This window comes from Streptococcus sp. HMSC071D03, assembly GCF_001812125.1.
Taxonomy (GTDB): Bacteria; Bacillota; Bacilli; order Lactobacillales; family Streptococcaceae; genus Streptococcus; species Streptococcus pseudopneumoniae_N.
Genome location: NZ_KV807709.1, coordinates 13,241 through 29,610 on the forward strand (window position 1 = coordinate 13,241; position 16,370 = coordinate 29,610).

At 40.8% G+C, this 16,370-nt stretch carries 11 protein-coding genes; 6 read left to right on the forward strand and 5 right to left on the reverse strand.

All coding sequences use genetic code 11. The features are described from left to right. Positions 1–216: 216 nt before the first annotated feature. The 3 genes from HMPREF2837_RS01645 to HMPREF2837_RS01655 form a co-directional block, all read right to left on the reverse strand. On the reverse strand, positions 217–1,059 hold the full coding sequence (locus HMPREF2837_RS01645; RefSeq protein WP_049548754.1) for a sugar ABC transporter permease: 843 nt from the start codon (positions 1,057–1,059) through the stop codon (positions 217–219). Position 1,060: 1 nt separating this feature from the next. Beyond that, positions 1,061–2,353: a sugar ABC transporter permease gene (locus HMPREF2837_RS01650; protein WP_049548755.1), complete on the reverse strand. Its 1,293-nt coding sequence runs from the start codon at positions 2,351–2,353 to the stop codon at positions 1,061–1,063. 108 nt (positions 2,354–2,461) lie between these two features. After that, positions 2,462–3,733 carry an extracellular solute-binding protein gene (locus HMPREF2837_RS01655; protein WP_049548756.1) on the reverse strand — a complete coding sequence of 424 codons (1,272 nt, stop codon included), beginning with the start codon at positions 3,731–3,733 and terminating at the stop codon, positions 2,462–2,464. Positions 3,734–4,141: 408 nt separating this feature from the next. On the opposite strand from HMPREF2837_RS01655, the gene malQ reads away from it, so the two are divergent. Both malQ and HMPREF2837_RS01665 read left to right on the forward strand, forming a co-directional pair. Next, positions 4,142–5,659, forward strand: a complete 1,518-nt coding sequence (malQ, locus tag HMPREF2837_RS01660; RefSeq protein WP_049548757.1) for a 4-alpha-glucanotransferase — start codon at positions 4,142–4,144, stop codon at positions 5,657–5,659. A gap of 25 nt (positions 5,660–5,684) precedes the next feature. Then, a complete protein-coding gene (locus tag HMPREF2837_RS01665) occupies positions 5,685–7,943 on the forward strand; it encodes a glycogen/starch/alpha-glucan phosphorylase (RefSeq protein WP_049548758.1) in 2,259 nt (752 codons plus the stop codon). Between the two features lie 901 nt (positions 7,944–8,844). On the opposite strand, the gene HMPREF2837_RS01670 is transcribed toward HMPREF2837_RS01665, so the two are convergent. Continuing rightward, complete coding sequence (locus HMPREF2837_RS01670; RefSeq protein ID WP_049548759.1) at positions 8,845–9,693, reverse strand: putative RNA methyltransferase; 849 nt, start codon at positions 9,691–9,693, stop codon at positions 8,845–8,847. A gap of 151 nt (positions 9,694–9,844) precedes the next feature. On the opposite strand from HMPREF2837_RS01670, the gene HMPREF2837_RS01675 reads away from it, so the two are divergent. After that, a complete protein-coding gene (locus tag HMPREF2837_RS01675) occupies positions 9,845–10,123 on the forward strand; it encodes a DUF6110 family protein (RefSeq protein ID WP_000910903.1) in 279 nt (92 codons plus the stop codon). A 1-nt stretch (position 10,124) separates the two neighbouring features. After that, positions 10,125–12,188: a heavy metal translocating P-type ATPase gene (locus tag HMPREF2837_RS01680; RefSeq protein WP_049548760.1), complete on the forward strand. Its 2,064-nt coding sequence runs from the start codon at positions 10,125–10,127 to the stop codon at positions 12,186–12,188. Between the two features lie 77 nt (positions 12,189–12,265). On the opposite strand, the gene tyrS is transcribed toward HMPREF2837_RS01680, so the two are convergent. Then, positions 12,266–13,522, reverse strand: a complete 1,257-nt coding sequence (gene tyrS / locus HMPREF2837_RS01685; RefSeq protein ID WP_049549153.1) for a tyrosine--tRNA ligase — start codon at positions 13,520–13,522, stop codon at positions 12,266–12,268. A 183-nt stretch (positions 13,523–13,705) separates the two neighbouring features. Here tyrS and mutL point away from each other — a divergent pair, with 183 nt between their 5' ends. Both mutL and ruvA read left to right on the forward strand, forming a co-directional pair. Further along, positions 13,706–15,655 (forward strand): DNA mismatch repair endonuclease MutL, encoded by a 1,950-nt coding sequence (gene mutL, locus HMPREF2837_RS01690; RefSeq protein WP_075230564.1) that lies wholly within the window; start codon positions 13,706–13,708, stop codon positions 15,653–15,655. 119 nt (positions 15,656–15,774) lie between these two features. Continuing rightward, positions 15,775–16,368: a Holliday junction branch migration protein RuvA gene (gene ruvA / locus HMPREF2837_RS01695; protein ID WP_075230565.1), complete on the forward strand. Its 594-nt coding sequence runs from the start codon at positions 15,775–15,777 to the stop codon at positions 16,366–16,368. Positions 16,369–16,370 lie beyond the last annotated feature (2 nt).

Sequence of the window (16,370 nt, forward strand, 5' to 3'; positions counted from 1 at the left end):
TACTCAATGAAAATTAAAGAGCAAACTAGGAAGCGAGCCGCAGGTTGCTCAAAGCACAGCTTTGAGGTTGCAGATAAAGCTGACGTGGTTTGAAGAGATTTTCGAAGAGTATAAATTGTCCACAAACAAGGAGCATTACCTCAGTAAGCTTTTATTTCTCACCAGATTATCTAAGTAAGGACAAGTTCAAAAATGAAAAAGGGTGGCAGGGATATATTATCCCTTGTCGCCACCACTTGTAAGTCCTGAAACAAAGTTCTTTTGTAGGAAGAAGAAGAGAATACAGATTGGAAGGGCGATGAGGATAGCACCTGCTGAGAAGTAGGCGATCTTCATGTTTTTCACATTGCTAACGAAGGTTTGGAGACCTACGGCAACAGTAAAGTATTCTTTCTCACGAAGCAAGAAACTAGAGAGGATGTAGTCCCCGAAAGGTCCCATGAAGGCCCAGAGAGCTTGTACAGCAACCATTGGGCGAACAAGTGGAAGAACAATTTGCCAGAAGCGGCGGAAGTGTCCTGCACCGTCTAGTTTTGCAGATTCGTCTAGAGACATTGGCACTGTATCGAAGTAGCCCTTCATGAGCCAAGCATTCATTGGGATACCACCACCAACGTAGAGGAAGATGAGGAACCAGCTGTGGTTAAGGGCGTTCAACATAAGTGCCATAACGAAGAAGGCTGTCAAAGCGGCCATTGTTGGCACCATTTGGATAATCAAGAAGAAGACCAAACTTTGTTTACGAGCCAAGAAATTGTAACGGCTATAAGCATAACCAGCAAGTACGATAATACTTGTTTGAACAGCCATGGTAATCAAGGCGATAATCAAAGTGTTGAGGTACCAAGTACCGTACAAGGTTTCAGTGAAGAGTCCTTTAAAGTTATTAAAATTGAGGTCGATATTAGTATCTAGTTTAAAGGCTGAGACGTTACCTGCTTTAAAGGCTGACATGATGGTAATCAAAAGTGGATAGATAATCACGATTGATAGGCCAATTAAGTAGAGGTAAGTAAGGGTTTGAGTCAGTCTACGTTTGAGTTTAATTGAGTTATTCATCTTAGACATCCTCCATATCAAATGCGTGTAGTTTCTTGAATGCGATCATAGAGATTGAGATGACAATGATAGAGATAATCAAGGTAACAGCTGCCGCCATTGAGTATTGAGGAGATGTACCTGTTGTCAAACGGTAGATCCATGAGATCAAGATATCAGTTGATCCAGCTCCCCCTCCGACACTACCAGGTCCTCCACCATTGAAGAGGTACATGATAGAGAAGTTGTTAAAGTTGAAGGTGTATTGGCTAATTAAAGTAGGTGCCGCAACCGCCAAGATCATTGGGAAAGTGATGTTGCAGAATTTTTGCCAAGCATTGGCACCGTCGATATAAGCTGCTTCATACAAGTCGTTTGGAATAGACTGTAGGATACCGAGAGTAAGGACATAGATATAAGGGAATCCAAGCCAACCTTGCATCATAATCAAGGCAACCTTAGTCCAAGTAGGGTCTGTTTTCCAAGGGATGAGTGCCCCGTCAAGGAATGGAAGAACCTTAGCAAAAAGTGGCAAAACTTGGGTATTGATAGCACCAACACTATCGTTAAACATGTTTGAGAATGTCAAGATAGTGATGAAGGCTGGGACAGCCCAAGGAAGAAGGAAAATAACACCAAAGATACGTTTTCCTTTGATAAATGGTTGGTTGGCAATGATAGCTGTGAAGATACCGATGACAATTTGTAAAGTTGAGGCAGATAAAGCCCAGATGATAGTCCAAGAAAGAACAGAACCAAAGGCTGAACGGAAGGTACTCAAGCTCCAAATGTTTGTAAAGTTTGTCAAACCAACCCAGTCCAACAATTTGTTTGGTGGCAAGTGTTGGAAGTCGTAGTTGGTAAAGGCAATCATCAAGGTTACGATAACTGGGAAGATGATTGCAAAGGTCATAGCAATGTAAGAAGGAATAATCAAGAGGTAAGGGAAGCCATTTTCATAGATTCCTTTGATCATTTCTTTAAAGGTAAGTGCTACTGGAATACCATTATTAATGTGTTTGGCCGTTGTATGTGCATCTTTGATATTTGAGAAATAAAAGAGTACATAAACAACTACAAAGATTAAATGGAAAGCACCACGAATCAGCATAAAGAGGGAATTATCACGACCTGGTTTGTCACCAAGAGTGATGAGATTGCTCAATTCAGGGGCTGCAAGTGCTAGGAAATAAAGGACAAATACGATGGTTACACCAAGGAAGATAAAACCTTTGGCTTTTTGTTTATTGTAAATCTGTCCTAACCCAGGAATGATAGACAGCAGGGCTGCTTTACTAGGTTGTTGCTTTTCCATAATAACTCCTTTCATAGGATACTGGTTTCTAGATAAAACCTAAACTATTTGTGTTTTTGTTGATAAATTCAAAGGGGGATTGATTTCCACCCCCCTTGAACAAATTTCTTATTCACCAAATTTTTGTTTGATTGTTTCTTTAATCAATGTTACAGCATCGTTAGCTGCTGTTTTAGCATCTTTCTTACCGCTTACAGCTTCAAACAACATTGTTTTAGCTGGGTCCCAAACAGCTGACATTTGAGAGATGTTTGGCATTGGTTGAGCGTTCTTGAACTGTTTGATAACAGCTGTTGTCAACTCATCGTTTTTACCTTCAGCGTATGAACGAGCTTCAGTGTTAGCTGGGATTTCGTTAGTTGTATCGTAGAAGGCTTTTTGTTCTTCAGTTGAAACAAGGAAGTCTACAAATTTTTGAGCAGCTTCAAGGTTCTTAGTGCTTGATGGGATGATCCAAGCTTTACCACCACCAAATGCTGCGTAGTCTTTTCCGTTTGGAAGAGTTGGGATAGTTGCAACACCGTAGTTTACTTTAGCATCTTTGAAGGCTTGCGCTTTCCAAGGTCCATCGATGATAGCAGCTGTTTTACCTTCTTGGAATTGAGTTTGGATTAGGTTTCCAGCTCCTTCCGTATCTTGCATACCTTTAGGCCATTTTTCATACCAAGATTTAGCGTATTCTATACCTTTGATAGCGCCGTCGTTGGCAAGACCGATGTCTTTAGCGTCTTTACCGTTTTGGCCGAATACGTAGGCACCATTACCAGCAAGAAGTCCATATGCGTAGTAGAAGTTAGTCCAGTCAGCTAGGAAAGCAGTAGTTTTTCCGTCTTCACCAGCGAAGGCATATTTGCTATCTTTAGCAAGTTCTTCCAAGTCAGCAAATGTTTTAGGAGCTTCTTTCACTAAGTCTTTGTTATAGTACATAACAAGTGACTCGATAACGGCAGGAGCACCGTAAACTTTACCGTCAGCAGCTGTTACAAGAGATTTAGTTTTATCATCTGTTTTAGCGCCGTCGCTCAATTTAACTTCTGAAAGTTGGCCGTCAGTACCAAGGCTACCTACACGGTCGTATGGTGCCATCATAACGTCAGCAGCTTTACCAGATTGGTTATCTAGAGAAAGGTTGTCAAGACCACCCATTTGGTCTCCAGTTTTGATAGTCACTTTTACGCCAGCCTCTTTTTCGTAAGCTTTTGCAGCTGATTCAGCAAATGCTTTATATTGATCTTCAACGTAGAAAGTGATTTCTTTCGCTTCAGATGAACCAGAATCAGCAGGCTTATCAGCAGTTTTGCTTCCGCAAGCTACCAAAAGCAAGCTAGCGAGTGTAGCAGTTCCAAGCACAGCAGCGCTCTTCATGAATTTAGATGACATAATGTATTCCTCCTAAAGAATAACAAATTTTGATTCCGAGGAAACGCAAACGTTTTCTCTTATGAACTTAGTATAGCACAAACAGAAAACGGTTGCAAGCGTTTTTTGAAAAAATTTTAAAAAAGCATGTAACTGAATAATTCCTAAATTTGGTTATATAGATAGAAAGAAAAAGGTGAAATCATATAAATTTCAATTCAAAAATAATTGAAGAAAACGCTTTCATGGCTTGTAGATGTGAAAAAATAAGAATATAGTTTTATAGCAAAGCTATAAAGACAAATAATTTGAAAAAGATTTTGTTGAAACGCTTGCATTTATTTTAGAAATGGGTTATACTTTAGTTGGCGCAAACGTTTGCGTTCGTAAAAATGTAATATCTAACTATAAACACATGAGGTGCTTATTATGAAAAAACGTCAAAGTGGTGTGTTGATGCACATTTCTTCTCTTCCAGGAGCATACGGAATCGGATCATTTGGTAAAAGTGCTTACGACTTCGTTGATTTCTTGGTTCGCACCAAACAACGTTACTGGCAAATCCTTCCATTAGGAACAACTAGTTACGGGGATTCTCCTTACCAATCTTTCTCAGCCTTCGCAGGAAACACTCATTTTATCGATTTGGATATTTTGGTGGAGCAAGGCTTGTTGGAAGCAAGTGACCTTGAAGGAGTTGACTTTGGTAGCGATGCGTCTGAAGTTGACTATGCGAAAATCTACTATGCACGTCGTCCTCTTTTAGAAAAAGCGGTAAACCGTTTCTTTGAGGTAGGAGATGTCAAAGATTTTGAGAAATTTGCTCAAGACAACCAATCATGGCTTGAACTCTTTGCAGAGTATATGGCTATTAAAGAGCATTTTGACAATCTTGCTTGGACAGAATGGCCAGATGCTGATGCTCGTGCTCGTAAAGCTTCAGCACTTGAAAACTACCGTGAGCAATTGGCAGACAAGTTGGTTTACCACCGTGTGACTCAATACTTCTTCTTCCAACAATGGTTGAAATTGAAAGCTTACGCTAACGACAACCACATCGAAATCGTTGGGGACATGCCAATCTATGTAGCGGAAGATTCAAGCGATATGTGGGCAAATCCACATCTCTTCAAGACAGATGTCAACGGTAAGGCAACTTGTATCGCAGGATGCCCACCAGATGAATTTTCTGCAACTGGTCAGCTTTGGGGTAATCCAATCTATGACTGGGAAGCAATGGACAAAGACGGCTACAAATGGTGGATTGAACGCTTGCGTGAAAGCTTCAAAATCTACGATATCGTTCGTATCGACCACTTCCGTGGTTTCGAATCTTACTGGGAAATCCCTGCTGGTTCCGATACAGCAGCACCTGGTGAGTGGGTCAAAGGTCCTGGCTACAAGCTTTTTGCAGCCGTTAAGGAAGAACTTGGTGAGCTAAACATCATCGCAGAAGACCTTGGCTTCATGACAGATGAAGTTATTGAGTTGCGTGAACGTACTGGCTTCCCAGGAATGAAGATTCTTCAATTTGCTTTCAACCCAGAAGATGAAAGCATCGATAGCCCACACTTGGCACCTGCTAACTCAGTAATGTATACAGGAACACACGATAACAACACGGTCCTTGGTTGGTACCGTAACGAGATTGATGATGCGACTCGTGAGTACATGGCTCGCTACACTAATCGTAAAGAATACGAAACAGTGCCACATGCTATGCTTCGTACAGTCTTTTCATCAGTTAGCTTCATGGCAATTGCAACTATGCAAGATTTGCTAGAATTGGATGAGACAGCTCGTATGAACTTCCCATCTACCCTTGGTGGAAACTGGTCTTGGCGTATGACTGAAGATCAATTGACACCAGCTGTCGAGGAAGGTTTGCTTGACTTGACAACAATCTATCGACGAATTAATGAAAATTTGGTAGAATTAAAGAAATAATACAATATCAGGAGACACCTTAAACATGTTATCACTACAAGAATTTGTACAAAATCGTTACAATAAAACCATTGCAGAATGTAGCAATGAAGAGCTTTACCTTGCTCTTCTTAACTACAGCAAGCTTGCAAGCAGCCAAAAACCAGTCAACACTGGTAAAAAGAAAGTTTACTATATCTCAGCTGAGTTCTTGATTGGTAAACTCTTGTCAAACAACTTGATCAACCTTGGTCTTTACGACGATGTCAAAAAAGAACTTGCTGCTGCAGGTAAAGACTTGATCGAAGTTGAAGAAGTTGAATTGGAACCATCTCTTGGTAATGGTGGTTTGGGACGTTTGGCTGCCTGCTTTATCGACTCAATTGCGACTCTTGGTTTGAACGGTGACGGTGTTGGTCTTAACTACCACTTTGGTCTTTTCCAACAAGTTCTTAAAAACAACCAACAAGAAACAATTCCAAATGCATGGTTGACAGAGCAAAACTGGTTGGTTCGCTCAAGCCGTAGCTACCAAGTACCATTTGCAGACTTTACTTTGACATCAACTCTTTACGATATTGATGTTACTGGTTATGAAACAGCAACTAAAAACCGCTTGCGTTTGTTTGACTTGGATTCAGTTGATTCTTCTATTATTAAAGATGGTATCAACTTTGACAAGACAGATATCGCTCGCAACTTGACTCTTTTCCTTTACCCAGATGATAGTGACCGTCAAGGTGAATTGCTCCGTATCTTCCAACAATACTTCATGGTTTCAAACGGTGCGCAATTGATCATCGACGAAGCAATCGAAAAAGGAAGCAACTTGCATGACCTTGCTGACTACGCTGTTGTACAAATCAACGATACTCACCCATCAATGGTTATCCCTGAATTGATCCGTCTTTTGACTGCACGTGGTATCGAGCTTGACGAAGCAATCTCAATCGTTCGTAGCATGACTGCCTACACTAACCACACAATCCTTGCTGAAGCCCTTGAAAAATGGCCTCTTGAATTCTTGCAAGAAGTGGTTCCTCACTTGGTACCAATCATCGAAGAATTGGACCGTCGTGTGAAAGCAGAATACAAAGATCCAGCTGTTCAAATTATCGATGAGAGCGGACGTGTTCACATGGCTCACATGGATATCCACTACGGATACAGTGTTAACGGGGTTGCAGCACTTCACACTGAAATCTTGAAGAACTCTGAGTTGAAAGCCTTCTACGACCTTTACCCAGAAAAATTCAATAATAAAACAAACGGTATCACTTTCCGTCGTTGGCTCATGCATGCTAACCCAAGCTTGTCTCACTACTTGGATGAGATTCTTGGAGACGGTTGGCACCATGAAGCAGATGAACTTGAAAAACTCTTGTCTTATGAAGACAAAGCAGCTGTCAAAGAAAAATTGGAAAGCATCAAGGCTCACAACAAACGTAAATTGGCTCGTCACTTGAAAGAACACCAAGGTGTGGAAATCAATCCAAACTCTATCTTTGATATCCAAATCAAACGTCTTCACGAGTACAAACGCCAACAAATGAACGCTTTGTACGTGATCCACAAATATCTTGACATCAAAGCTGGTAACATCCCTGCTCGCCCAATCACAATCTTCTTTGGTGGTAAAGCAGCTCCAGCCTACACAATAGCTCAAGACATCATCCACTTGATCCTTTGCATGTCAGAAGTTATTGCTAACGATCCAGCAGTAGCTCCACACTTGCAAGTTGTTATGGTTGAAAACTACAACGTTACTGCAGCAAGCTTCCTTATCCCAGCATGTGATATCTCAGAACAAATTTCACTTGCTTCTAAAGAAGCTTCAGGTACTGGTAACATGAAATTCATGTTGAACGGAGCTTTGACTCTTGGTACTATGGACGGTGCTAACGTGGAAATCGCTGAGTTGGTTGGAGACGAAAACATCTACATCTTTGGTGAAGATTCAGAAACTGTTATCGACCTTTACGATAAAGCAGCATACAAATCAAGTGAATTCTACGCTCGTGATGCTATCAAACCATTGGTTGACTTCATCGTTAGCGATGCAGTTCTTGCAGCTGGAAACAAAGAGCGCTTGGAACGTCTTTACAATGAATTGATCAACAAAGACTGGTTCATGACTCTTCTTGACTTGGAAGACTACATCAAGGTTAAAGAACAAATGTTGGCTGACTACGAAGACCGTGACGCATGGTTGGATAAAGTCATCGTTAACATTGCTAAAGCAGGATTCTTCTCATCTGACCGTACAATCGCTCAGTACAACGAAGATATCTGGCACTTGAACTAAGATATAAGATTTATACTAATACATTTTGTAAAAAAGCGAATTTCGATTGAAATTCGCTTTTTTGAATGCTGTGAATTTGGGTCAATCTTGTCTAAAAAGAGAGAAATCCTAGATACAGTAAAGATATAACACTCTCTTTCAACCTCATGTTTCGTTGTAGTCTCTTACCTCATATTCCTTGCATCCGCCTACATAAAGTATTATAATATATTTGTAGGAAAGAAGGTGTTCTTATGTGGAAAAAATATTTTTCAAAATACAAATGAACTGATTTATTTTGGATTTTATTTATAATTTTGACCTGCCTCTATATAGGTAACCACGATTTGTTTCCTCTCAATCATCAAGAAATCTCTTTTCGTGGTAGTTTCTGGGGTTTGGTACTGGCCTTATATCACTTACTGTTCATTGATAAATTTTTCATCTCGAATCGAAAATAAAGATTAGAGCTATGCTTGACTGTGTACTTTTAGGATTGATTTTGGAGGGAAGATTTTGTCTCTATTATTTATTATTTTAAATTTGTTTATCTTGTACAAGGTTTATTCTTTGAGGCGGGAAAAATCGAAGTACTTGATTTATACGGCCTATATCATATTTGGGGTAAATGTAATATATGGTATTCAATGGTTATTAAAAGAACTGGTTTCAAAGATTTCCACTTAATGTGTATAGAAACTCCAGCTATTTTTGCATAACAAAACGCATAAGATTAAGGTTTTTGAGTACCTGTTCTTATGCGTTTTTGTAATATTGAAGATTTTCGGTAAGTTGTCTACCTTTGGGAAGTCTAGTTTATACTCAATGAAAATCAAAGAGCAAACTAGGAAGCTAGCCGTAGGCAGTACTTGAGTACGGCAAGGCGAAGCTGACGTGGTTTGAATTTGATTTTCGAAGAGTATTAGAATACTTTCCCAACTAGAATCTCCGCTTCAATGGTAATCTCTGTCAGTTGGCTCCAATCAATCTTGCTTTGGTCAACGTGAAAGAGGAGGGGTGTCATGTTGAGTAAAGCTTGTCTTTGCTCTGCTGTAATGGATTTGGTCAGGGAAGCAGTCTGGATAGATTGGATGCTGAAGTGTTCTTGGAAGTGTTCCTTGATATCTTGGTTAGAATAGTCCTTCTTTGTTAGCTGGTTCTGTACCATTTGACGGATTTCCTTGAGGTGATTTTCAGTTGGGATGACCTTAATTAAGACACCGTCTTTGGATAAAACGCGGCTAAATTCACCGTAGTTGGCAGGCGAGAAGATATCAAGAAGGATATCCATGCTGGCGTTTTTTAAAGAAAGGCGAGCTAGGTCACCGACAAACCAATTGACTGCCCAGTTGGGTTCACTCTTGGCAGCGATTTGGACCGAGTCTTTTGAAATGTCAAAGGCATAGAAGATCTTGTCGGGGTTCGCTTCTTGGAGTTTACGAGAGTAGAAGCCCTCGCCACAGCCGATATCCAAGACTGTTTTTGCGGATGGTTTAGTGGCTAGTAAGTCGGAGATACCTTCTAAAATAGCCTGATAAAATCCAGCTTCTAGGATTTGTTGGCGATTTTGGAAATTTTCCTTGTCGTAGTTGGCCGATTGCTTGATTTGTGGTGCTAGATTGATATAGCCGAATTTTGCTAGGTCAAAAGAATGGCGATTGGTGCACTTGAGACTAGATTCTACCAAGGTCAAGTTTTCTTGGCAGACGGGACAGGCAAAAGCGCTAGCAGAAGCAAAACGCTGGAGTTTGGGTTTGAGGTTTGTATTCATAGTTTAAGTGTATCAAAAGAGGCAAATGAAAGCAACTTTAGGAATAAGTAGATGGGAGATTCAGTAGAAATAAAACTAATTCTCCAATTTATGGAATGAAATTGCTTTTATATCTAAATTGCTATATAATAATGATAAGGAGGAAATAAGTATGCTAAAAGAAGTATTAAGCGTCGCAAAAGTTGCGAAAAAATCATCACTCTTTTTGGGTGGTGTTGCATTTGGTACCCTTGGTTTGAAAATCTTAGCAAGTAAGGAAGCTAAAAAAGGTTATTCTAAAGCTTTGGCTAAGGCTTACAAGTTGAAAGACGAGCTAGATGCATCTGTTTCTGTTGTGAAGCAACATGGAGACGATGTCTTGCAAGATGCCAAATATTTGTACGAGCAAGAGAAAAAAGAAGAGCAATTAGATAGCCTTATAGGAGAATAATATGTCTTTTAAAGTGCTACATAGAGGATACCAACATATCCGACTATCATCTTCTTTTTCACTCACCTTGGATATTCAAGACTATCTTCGTTCCTTGGCGAGAGATGAAAAGGGGATTGAGTCTATCCAGTTTTACATGGATCAACAGCACTTTACTCTACGTATAAAAGAAGGCTTTTCTGTATTAGATAATGCAGAAGCCTTTTTAAAAAGAATTGATAAAGGGAAAGTTTCTGAGTTGATGACTCTTCCCATTCGTAGAGAAGAGAGTGCTTATTCTATTGTTTCAGGTGCAGCGATTAAGCGTATGATTTTTCGTAGTTTTGTGCCGTATCCTATTCGCTATATATGGACTTGTTATCAGGCTTTGGGTTATGTTAGAGAAGCCTATCAGACTCTAGCGCGTAAGGAACTAACGATGGAGGTCTTGGACTGTTCAGCGATTTTATTGTCCTTATTTATGAACCAATCCAAGACGGCAAGTAATATCATGTTTATGCTTGATTTGGGGAATCATTTAGATCAGTGGTCTTTGAAAAAAACTGCAACAGATTTAGAACAAAGCCTTCTTGCAAAAGAGAGCGATGTATTCTTAGTACAGGGCGATACGGTTGTTAGTATCAAGAGTTCCGATGTTCAAATAGGAGATGTCTTGATCTTATCTCAAGGAAATGAAATTCTGTTTGATGGACAAGTAGTTTCAGGTTTAGGTATGGTCAACGAAAGTTCCTTGACGGGAGAGAGTTTTCCAGTTGAAAAAAGAGAGTCTGATTTAGTTTGTGCAAATACAGTATTAGAAACTGGAGAGTTACGCATTCGTGTAACCGATAATCAGATGAACAGCCGGATTTTACAACTGATTGAGTTGATGAAAAAATCTGAAGAAAATAAGAAAACGAAACAACGCTATTTCATCAAGATGGCGGACAAGGTCGTCAAATATAATTTCTTGGGGGCTGGGCTGACTTACCTATTAACGGGTTCTTTTTCTAAGGCTATCTCTTTCCTATTGGTCGATTTCTCCTGCGCTTTGAAAATCTCTACTCCTGTAGCTTATTTGACAGCTATCAAGGAGGGGTTGAACCGTGAAATGGTGATTAAGGATGGAGATGTTCTGGAGAAATATCTGGAAGTCGATACTTTCTTGTTTGATAAGACGGGAACAATCACAACTAGTTATCCTATAGTTGAAAAGGTGTTACCTTTTGGGAACTATAGTGAGGAAGATATTCTCAGAATCAGTGCCTGTCTTGAGGAGCACATCTATCATCCTATTGCTAATGCCATCGTCAAGCAAGCTGAGATAGAGGGGATTGAACATGAGGAAATGCATGGGAAACTCCAATATATCGCAAGCAAGGGAATTAAGTCCCATATCGATGGTCAACCAGTTCTTATTGGAAATTATGTCTTGATGCAGGATGAGCAGATTCATATCAGTTCAGAACAAAATGCTTTAATTGAAGAGTACAAGAGTCACTACAATCTCTTATTCTTGGCTTATCAGAATGAATTGATTGGAATGTTCTGCATCCATACTCCTTTGAGAAAAGAAGCAAAAGCAGCCTTGGAGAAACTTAAGGCACAAGGGAAAAAATTGATTCTGGCAACAGGGGACACCTTGGTTAGGACAGAGGAATTAGTCAAAGATTTGTCCTTTGATCAGGTCTATACAGACTTGAAACCTGATGGGAAATTTGAGTTAGTAGAGGAACTGCAGAAAGCAGGTCACACTATTTTGATGGTTGGAGATGGATTGAATGACTCAGCGGCTCTAACCCTATCAGATATCGGTGTGGTGATGAATGAGAGTGCAGATATTTCTAAGCAGATGAGTGATATCTTATTGTTAGATAATCGCTTGGATTTCTTCCAAGAGTTGGATTCGCTATCATCATCTTTGCAAACACTCATCAAGAAGAATATTCAAGATACCGTTGTCGTAAATAGTAGTTTGATTGGGTTTGGCTTGTTTAATTGGCTCAGTCCTTCAAATCTCTCTATCTTACATAATCTAACAACCTTACGCATTGTACTGCGTAGCCTGTCTATTAAAAATAGATAGATGAGAGTTATTAACAACAAAAAGGAGTTACCTTTCTTGAGGTTAACTCCTTTATTTATAGATCAATGTTGAACAGTTTAGTAAGTCAATACAAAGTATTTTTTCTTCCCACGACGGATAACAGTCAGTTCGTTCTCTAACTTATCTGCGTCACTCAAGACATAGTCAAGGTCTTGGATGCGGTCGCCGTTGATGTAGATAGCTCCATTTTGAACATCTTCACGGGCTTGGCGTTTTGAGTTAACTACACCAGATGAGACGAGCAGTTCCACGATATTGTGGTTTTCATCTGCTTGAACTTGGTAGTTTGGTACACCACGAAGTCCTTGTTTGAGCTCTTTGACAGAAAGGTTTTTGATGTTTCCTGCAAAGAGTTGTTCAGTGATGTTGAGGGCTTCTTTGTAGGCTTCTTCTCCGTGAACAAGTGTTACGACTTCACGAGCGAGGATTTTTTGAGCCAAGCGTTCGTGTGGAGCCGCTTCAAACTGTTTACGGATGTCTTCAATCTCATCAAGTGACAAGAAAGTAAAGATCTTCAAGAAGCGAACAGCGTCTGCGTCCATAACGTTCATCCAAAATTGGTACATTTCGTATGGAGAAGTCTTTTCAGGATTGAGCCAGACTGCGTTTCCTTCTGATTTACCAAATTTCTTACCAGTTGCATCTGTGATCAATGGAACAGTGATAACGTGACCAGTTTTATCAGCCTTACGACGAAGCAATTCAGTACCAGCTGTCATATTTCCCCACTGGTCAGAACCACCGATTTGAAGCGTTACGTTATGCTCTTGGTTAAGGACAAAGAAGTCGTAACCTTGCATGATTTGGTAGGCAAATTCTGTGTAAGAAATCCCTGTTTCAATCCGTTTTTTAACAGACTCCTTGCTCATCATGTAGTTGACAGTGAAGTATTTTCCGATATCACGGAGGAAGTCAATGAAGCTGATGCTGCCAAACCAGTCGTAGTTGTTGACCATGATAGCTTTATTTTCACCATTTTCAAAGTCAAGAAAACGAGAAAGTTGTCCTTGGATAGACTTGACCCAGCCATCTACTGTGTCTTTTGTTTGGAGACTACGTTCAGCATCTTTGAAGGACGGATCTCCGATGAGACCAGTAGCACCGCCAACGAGCGCATAAGGTTTGTGACCTGCTAACTGCAAACGACGACTTGTCAAGATAGCGACAAGGTGGCCTAGGTGAAGGCTGTCAGCAGTTGGATCGTAGCCAGTATAATAAGAAACTTGACCTTCTTCTAGGGCTTTACGCAAAGCTTCTTCATCAGTCGTTTGAAAAATCAAACCACGCTCTTTTAGCTCATCAAAAATGTGCATGTGTCTTTTCTCCTTTTTAAAATATTGTTTCTACCTATTGTACCACAAACTTGGTAAATAACCTAGTAAAATCGGGAAGAAAGTTGCTGCTTGGACTTTTTTGGAAACGAGTGAAATATGGTATAATAGCACTAGCTTATTTTCAGAGAAATAGATAAAAATAGTTGAGAAAGGGGCTGAAAAATGTCTCATATTATTGAATTGCCAGAGGTGTTGGCAAACCAAATCGCTGCTGGAGAGGTTATCGAGCGTCCAGCTAGCGTTGTTAAGGAGCTGGTAGAAAACGCCATTGACGCGGGTTCTAGTCAGATTATCATTGAGATTGAGGAAGCTGGTCTCAAGAAGATTCAAATCACAGATAATGGACATGGGATTGCCCACGACGAAGTAGAGTTGGCTCTCCGTCGTCATGCCACTAGTAAGATAAAAAATCAGGCAGATCTCTTTAGGATTCGCACGCTGGGTTTTCGTGGTGAAGCCCTGCCTTCAATCGCTTCTGTTAGTGTTTTAACTTTGTTGACTGCGGTGGATGGAGCAAGTCACGGGACCAAGTTAGTGGCTCGTGGGGGAGAAGTTGAAGAGATTAGCCCAGCGACCAGTCCTGTGGGGACTAAGGTTTGTGTGGAAGACCTCTTTTTCAATACACCGGCTCGTCTCAAGTATATGAAGAGCCAGCAGGCAGAGTTGTCACATATCATTGATATTGTCAATCGTCTGGGGCTAGCCCATCCTGAGATTTCTTTTAGCCTGATTAGCGATGGCAAGGAAATGACACGAACAGCTGGTACGGGTCAACTGCGTCAAGCCATTGCTGGAATTTATGGTTTAGCCAGTGCCAAAAAGATGGTTGAGATTGAGAATTCTGACCTAGACTTTGAAATTTCAGGCTTTGTCTCATTGCCGGAATTGACACGGGCTAATCGCAACTATATCAGCCTCTTCATCAATGGCCGTTATATCAAAAACTTCCTGCTCAATCGTGCTATTTTAGATGGATACGGTAGCAAACTCATGGTGGGCCGTTTTCCACTGGCTGTCATTCATATCCATATCGACCCTTATTTAGCAGATGTCAATGTGCACCCAACCAAGCAAGAGGTGCGTATTTCTAAGGAAAGAGAGCTGATGGCACTGGTTTCAGAAGCTATCGCAAAGAGTCTAAAGGAACAGACCTTGATTCCAGATGCCTTGGAAAATCTTGCAAAGTCTACCGTTCGCAATCGTGAAAAAGTAGAACAAACCATTCTCCCACTTAAAGAAAATAATCTTTACTACGATCAAACGGAGCTGACAAGACCGCCTCAAGCTGAGGTAGCAGACCATCAGGTGAATCTGACGGAAGAGAAACAGGATTTGAATCTGTTTGCTAAGGAAACCTTGGACCAGCTGACCAAGCCTGCTAAACTGCATTTTGCAGAGAGAAAGCCTATCAGCTATGACCAACTGGATCATCCTGAGTTAGATATGGCTAGTTTGGATAAGGCTTATGACAAGCTAGAGCGAGAAGAAACGTCAAGCTTCCCAGAGTTGGAATTTTTTGGGCAAATGCACGGGACCTATCTCTTTGCCCAAGGTCGAGATGGGCTTTACATCATAGACCAACACGCAGCTCAGGAGCGGGTTAAGTATGAGGAGTACCGTGAGAGTATTGGCAATGTTGACCAGAGCCAGCAGCAACTCCTAGTGCCCTATATCTTTGAATTTCCTGCGGATGATGCCCTTCGTCTCAAGGAAAGAATGCCTCTCTTAGAGGAAGTTGGCGTCTTTCTAGCAGAGTACGGGGAGAATCAATTTATCTTGCGTGAACATCCCATTTGGATGGCAGAGGAGGAAATCGAGTCAGGGATCTATGAGATGTGCGACATGCTCCTCTTGACCAAGGAAGTTTCTATCAAGAAATACCGAGCAGAGCTGGCGATTATGATGTCTTGCAAGCGGTCCATCAAGGCTAACCACCGTATCGATGACCACTCGGCCAGACAACTTCTATACCAACTCTCTCAATGTGACAACCCCTATAACTGTCCACACGGACGTCCTGTTTTGGTTCACTTTACCAAGTCGGACATGGAAAAGATGTTCCGTCGCATTCAGGAAAATCACACAAGCCTACGAGAGCTAGGAAAATACTAATACTCTTCGGAAATCTCTCTAAACTGCGTCAGCCTTACCTTGCCTAACTCAAGTTATGCCTAGGGTTAGCTTCCTAGTTTAGATTTGATTTTCATTGAGTATAAATTGAAGGGAAAATTATGTACGAATATCTAAAGGGTATTATTACCAAAATTACTGCCAAATACATCGTTCTTGAAGCTAACGGTATCGGCTATATCCTACACGTAGCTAACCCCTATGCCTACTCAGGGCAAGTCAATCAAGAAGCACAAATCTATGTGCATCAAGTTGTACGTGAAGATGCTCATCTACTTTACGGTTTTCGTTCAGAAGACGAGAAAAAGCTCTTTCTCAGCTTGATTTCTGTATCAGGCATTGGTCCTGTTTCCGCTCTTGCTATTATTGCGGCGGATGACAATGCTGGCCTCGTTCAAGCTATTGAGACTAAGAACATCACCTACTTGACCAAGTTCCCTAAAATAGGGAAGAAAACAGCCCAACAGATGGTATTGGATCTAGAAGGAAAGGTGGTTGTGGCAGGGGACGACCTCCCTGCTAAGGCTGCAGTTCCATCTAGCAGTGACAACCAAGAACTGGAAGAAGCTATGGAAGCCATGTTGGCATTGGGCTACAAGGCAACTGAACTCAAGAAGATCAAGAAATTCTTTGAAGGAACTTCTGATACAGCTGAAAACTACATCAAATCTGCCCTTAAGATGTTGGTGAAATAGGA

Bases quoted from the DNA above. Each gene is read 5' to 3' on its own strand.
- HMPREF2837_RS01645 (WP_049548754.1), bottom strand. From the start codon at position 1,059: ATGAATAACTCAATTAAACTCAAACGTAGACTGACTCAAACCCTTACT.
- HMPREF2837_RS01650 (WP_049548755.1), bottom strand. From the start codon at position 2,353: ATGGAAAAGCAACAACCTAGTAAAGCAGCCCTGCTGTCTATCATTCCT.
- HMPREF2837_RS01655 (WP_049548756.1), bottom strand. From the start codon at position 3,733: ATGTCATCTAAATTCATGAAGAGCGCTGCTGTGCTTGGAACTGCTACA.
- malQ (WP_049548757.1), top strand. From the start codon at position 4,142: ATGAAAAAACGTCAAAGTGGTGTGTTGATGCACATTTCTTCTCTTCCA.
- HMPREF2837_RS01665 (WP_049548758.1), top strand. From the start codon at position 5,685: ATGTTATCACTACAAGAATTTGTACAAAATCGTTACAATAAAACCATT.
- HMPREF2837_RS01670 (WP_049548759.1), bottom strand. From the start codon at position 9,693: ATGAATACAAACCTCAAACCCAAACTCCAGCGTTTTGCTTCTGCTAGC.
- HMPREF2837_RS01675 (WP_000910903.1), top strand. From the start codon at position 9,845: ATGCTAAAAGAAGTATTAAGCGTCGCAAAAGTTGCGAAAAAATCATCA.
- HMPREF2837_RS01680 (WP_049548760.1), top strand. From the start codon at position 10,125: ATGTCTTTTAAAGTGCTACATAGAGGATACCAACATATCCGACTATCA.
- tyrS (WP_049549153.1), bottom strand. From the start codon at position 13,522: ATGCACATTTTTGATGAGCTAAAAGAGCGTGGTTTGATTTTTCAAACG.
- mutL (WP_075230564.1), top strand. From the start codon at position 13,706: ATGTCTCATATTATTGAATTGCCAGAGGTGTTGGCAAACCAAATCGCT.
- ruvA (WP_075230565.1), top strand. From the start codon at position 15,775: ATGTACGAATATCTAAAGGGTATTATTACCAAAATTACTGCCAAATAC.